Origin of the sequence: Sodalis-like endosymbiont of Proechinophthirus fluctus, from assembly GCF_001602625.1 — a bacterium.
Classification (GTDB): domain Bacteria; phylum Pseudomonadota; class Gammaproteobacteria; order Enterobacterales; family Enterobacteriaceae.
Window position 1 is genome coordinate 47,196 of the sequence record NZ_LECR01000046.1, and the last position, 4,139, is coordinate 51,334.

At 53.4% G+C, this 4,139-nt stretch carries 6 protein-coding genes and 1 pseudogene; 5 read left to right on the forward strand and 2 right to left on the reverse strand.

Annotated features, from left to right (window positions below; all coding sequences use genetic code 11):
- A pseudogene (gene ygfZ, locus BG74_RS17000) lies at nt 1-368 on the reverse strand (tRNA-modifying protein YgfZ); the annotation flags it as partial.
- 220 nt (nt 369-588) lie between these two features.
- Between ygfZ and sdhE the strand changes: the two are divergent.
- Both sdhE and BG74_RS05415 read left to right on the forward strand, forming a co-directional pair.
- Nucleotides 589-855, forward strand: a complete 267-nt coding sequence (sdhE, locus tag BG74_RS05410) for an FAD assembly factor SdhE (RefSeq protein WP_066597126.1) — start codon at nt 589-591, stop codon at nt 853-855.
- Between the two features lie 58 nt (nt 856-913).
- A complete protein-coding gene (locus BG74_RS05415) occupies nt 914-1,216 on the forward strand; it encodes a protein YgfX (RefSeq protein WP_066597127.1) in 303 nt (100 codons plus the stop codon).
- Here BG74_RS05415 and BG74_RS05420 read toward each other — a convergent pair.
- On the reverse strand, nt 1,207-1,431 hold the full coding sequence (locus BG74_RS05420; protein ID WP_066597129.1) for an NADPH-dependent FMN reductase family protein: 225 nt from the start codon (nt 1,429-1,431) through the stop codon (nt 1,207-1,209). The genes BG74_RS05415 and BG74_RS05420 overlap by 10 nt on opposite strands.
- 145 nt (nt 1,432-1,576) lie before the next feature.
- Here BG74_RS05420 and xerD point away from each other — a divergent pair, with 145 nt between their 5' ends.
- The 3 genes from xerD to BG74_RS05435 form a co-directional block, all read left to right on the forward strand.
- Entirely contained in the window at nt 1,577-2,494 is a 918-nt protein-coding gene (xerD, locus tag BG74_RS05425; protein ID WP_066597131.1) for a site-specific tyrosine recombinase XerD, read from the forward strand.
- Nucleotides 2,495-2,557: 63 nt separating this feature from the next.
- Nucleotides 2,558-3,274: a bifunctional protein-disulfide isomerase/oxidoreductase DsbC gene (gene dsbC, locus BG74_RS05430; protein WP_066597133.1), complete on the forward strand. Its 717-nt coding sequence runs from the start codon at nt 2,558-2,560 to the stop codon at nt 3,272-3,274.
- A gap of 13 nt (nt 3,275-3,287) precedes the next feature.
- The coding region (locus BG74_RS05435; protein WP_244267326.1) for a DHH family phosphoesterase at nt 3,288-4,139 on the forward strand (852 nt) is incomplete at its 3' end.

Genomic DNA, 4,139 nt, shown 5'->3' on the forward strand with positions numbered 1-4,139 from the left:
CCTGCCACACCGAGCAATACCGCCTCGTCATCGGAGACGATAGTGGTTTTGGAGAAAACGGCATACTTTTTCAGTTCCGTGAGATGGCTATCGCGCACGCTGTGCCGTTCGATGAAGGCCATACCTTCCTGGTGATGAAAGACGCACAGGTGGCTAAACATTTTACCCTTGGCATCGCAATGGGCAGCAAAGCTGAAATGATCGGCGGCCAACGAGGCCACATCGCAGGTTAGCTGGCCCTGCAAATATTTAACGCTGTCCGGGCCATTAAGGGTGATCAACGCCCAATCCTCCAGTGAAATGAGAGTCAGCGGCAAATGGCTAGAGGGCGAAGGAAAACGCGGAGGGAAAGGAACTTGAGATGACATGAAAAAGTCCTATCAATAGTCTGTCTGACAATACCCTAATGGTAAAAGACTGCCGGGGGTTTGCAAGTGGATCTTGCCTGCACAGTTTTTGGCGATACGTGCCGGAGATGCGGAATGAATCGCGCAGAACGTGTCGAAATATGTTGTATTATCTCATGTGGCAGGACAAAACAGGGTAAACTAACTGAAGTGCGTAGCGTTTATGAGGGTAAAATAAAACATGGATATCACTAATAAAGCGCGAATCCACTGGGCCTGCCGTCGCGGCATGCGCGAGCTGGATATTGCCATCATGGCGTTCTTTGAACAGGATTTTGACGTCCTGGATGATCAGGATAAGCGGCGTTTTGTCCGACTGTTAGAGTGTGATGATCCAGATCTATTTAACTGGTTGATGAATTACGGCCAGCCTGACGATCGCGATTTACAGAAAATTATCTCAATGATACAAAAGCGAAACAAAGTTCGTGGCTCTTTAGCGATGTGATATTAGGGTTTCTTAGTGCACTCACCATTGCTCGCTGGCGTTTTACTGAATTCTAATAATGCTGATTCTGCTTTCTCCCTGGCCGGAGAATTACCGGCTGGTGTGGTTGACATTGGTGCTGATGAGCGACAGCAGTATTCAATGGCATCGCGAGGAATGGACCTTTACCCGCAAAGCCTGGATGCTTAAGGCGTCGTCTGTAGCTGACGGCGGACAGCATGGCCCGCCCGGGGATTCCCCGCCACCTACGCCAGCTGCTGGTGCGACAAAGCGGATCTTAGCTCAGGAGGCGAGCTCCCTGCTTATGCAGGATTACGGCGCCGCCGCTATTTCGATCAGGATTTGCTCACACTACTGTTGAAGCTGCCGCTCGCTAAAATCATAGTGATTCACTTCATCCAGTGCCAGGCTGACAAAATGGTCGCCAGTGGGGGTGACGGCTTTCTGGCTGATGAACTCGTAACCATCGGTAGGCCAGTAGCCAATAAAGCTGGCGCCTAGCGGTTGCAGAACATCGTGAAGATAGCCCCTAGAGCGTATCCGAAAACCATTCGCCGTAACCCAACTTATCCCCATACTGTAGAGTGCGATAATCTTACTGCGCAGGTTGGGAGGGGAGAGGGGGAGGGAGGGGTAGCGAGCTGCGGTCAGATGGCTTCCTAGCCTTATTTGACAGTATGTCAGGCATAATGTCGTCTACAACCTCATACAGGAGTCAGATATGGAACAACCGGATGATGTCATTATCGAGCAGTTTCTTGATGCCCTGTGGCTGGAACGCAATCTTGCGGAAAATACGCTGGTTTCGTATCGTCTTGACCTGCAGGCGCTCGAGGCCTGGCTACAGCGTCAGCAGCGCGACTGTTTAAGCGCTAGCACGGTGGATTTACAGGCCTTTCTCGCCGATCGCCTCGATCATGGCTATAAAGCCACCAGCTCCGCCAGGTTACTGAGCGTCACGCGCCGGTTTTTTCAGTATCTGTACCGGGAAAAGCTGCGCATCGACGATCCCAGTGCCGGTATTTCGGCACCCAAATTGCCGCAGAGTCTGCCTAAGGATCTCAGCGAAGCGCAGATCGGCGATTTACTGGCGGCGCCGACCATTGCTGATCCTGTCGAGCTACGAGATAAGGCCATGCTGGAAGTGCTCTATGCCACTGGCTTGCGGGTGTCTGAGCTGGTGGGGTTGACTCTGTCGGACGTAAATCTGCGACGGGGCGTAGTGAGGGTGATTGGTAAAGGGGATAAGGAGAGGATGGTGCCTTTGGGGGAAGAGGCGGTGTACTGGATTGAGTATTATCTGGAACACGGCCGTCCGGCGCTGATCCATGGTCAAATTCTAGATATTTTGTTCCCCAGCAACCGCAGCCGCAAAATGACTCGCCAGACGTTCTGGCACCGTATCAAACATTATGCCATCCTGGCGGGTATTGACAGCGAGCGGCTCTCCCCCCATGTTTTGCGGCATGTCTTTGCGACCCATTTATTGAACCACGGGGCGGATTTGCGTGTGGTGCAGTTGTTGCTGGGACATAGTGATCTTTCGACGACGCAGATTTACACCCATGTCGCTACCGAGCGGCTAAAGCTTATCCATCAGCAGCATCATCCCCGCGCCCGACATGAGCGGTGGAATTGAAACGAATTTCAGGCATATGAATGTTGCCGGCCCTGACCCGGGTGTTTAGATAAGGATTAAACTGTGAATAAAAGCCTAGTACTGTTTTTCTTTATGACGCTGGCCCTGGTGCCTCTGGTTCACTCCGACGATGCGGTCATTAAGAATTCGCTATCGCGCCTCAGCATTCACAGTGCCGATATTCAGTCGTCGCCGGTTGCCGGACTGAAAACTGTATTGATCGAAAGCGGAGTGTTGTGTGTTTCCGATGACGGTCGCCACTTAATCCAGGGCCCGCTGTATGACGTCGGGAGCGATTACCTTATCAATGTCACGAATCAGCTTCTCGGCAAGCGTTCGGACGCCTTGCAAAAAGAGATGATCATCTTTAAAGCGTCGCAGGAAAAACATGTTGTGACCGTGTTCACCGACATCACCTGCGACTATTACCACAAGCTGCACGAACAGATCAAAGACTATAATGCCCTAGGGATAACTATCCGCTATCTGGCGTTTCCGCGACAGGGCCTGAATTCCCAGACGGAACGGGATATGGCGTCGATATGGTACAGCGCTAATCGGAAAGACTCCTTCACCCAGGAGATGAACAGCGGCAACGTCCAGCCCGCCACCTGCGATATCGATATCAGAAAATATTACACCGTTGGCGTCCAGTACGGTATTCAGGGCACGCCGGCGCTGCTGCTCGATAACGCTACCCTCATCCTGGGTTATCAAAGCCCGAAAGAGATGGCCTCCATTTTGGATCAGCAAGGATCCGGCCAGGCAACTGGTGGTTAAGACGGCAGTAAACATGACAATGGAACTGCGCCGGCGTCCGCTAGGTGATATTGCTTTGCTGGCGGAGGCGGATATCCCGCCACTGCTGAAACGTTTGTATGTGCAACGCGGCGTTTACACGGTCAGTGAGCTGGAAAGGGGCGCACGCGGATTGCTGGCCTATCATCCACTGACAGGTATCGAGCAGGCGGTGGATCTTCTGGTCGGCGCTCTGGCGGATCAGCGCAGATTAATAGTGGTTGGAGATTTCGACGCCGACGGCGCGACCAGCACTGCGCTAACAGTGCTGGCTCTACGTCAAATGGGTGCGCAGACGATAGATTTTCTAGTGCCGAATCGCTTTGAGGATGGCTATGGACTTAGTCCAGAGGTAGTGGAGCAGGCGGCAGCGTGCGACGCGCAAGTTATCCTGACGGTGGATAATGGCATCTCTTCCCATGCCGGTGTAGCTTTGGCGCATGAGAAAGGCATCCAGGTACTCATTACCGATCATCATCTCCCTGGCGATACCATGCCGGCCGCCGATGCTATCGTTAATCCTAATTTACGCGGCTGCGCTTTCGCCTCGAAATCTCTAGCTGGCGTCGGCGTGGCGTTTTATCTGATGCTAGCACTGCGCGCGCGCCTCAACGATAACGGCTGGTTTACGCAACAAGGCATCGCGGTTCCGAAACTGGCCGAGCTACTGGATTTGGTTGCGCTGGGCACCGTGGCGGACGTAGTGCCGCTGGACGCCAATAACCGCATTCTGGTGTATCAGGGATTAAGCCGCATCCGGGTCGGCCGCTGCCGTCCCGGCATCCGCGCGCTGATAGAGGTGGCTAACTGCGACCTCTCTCGGCTGTGCGCTAGCGATCTGGGCTTC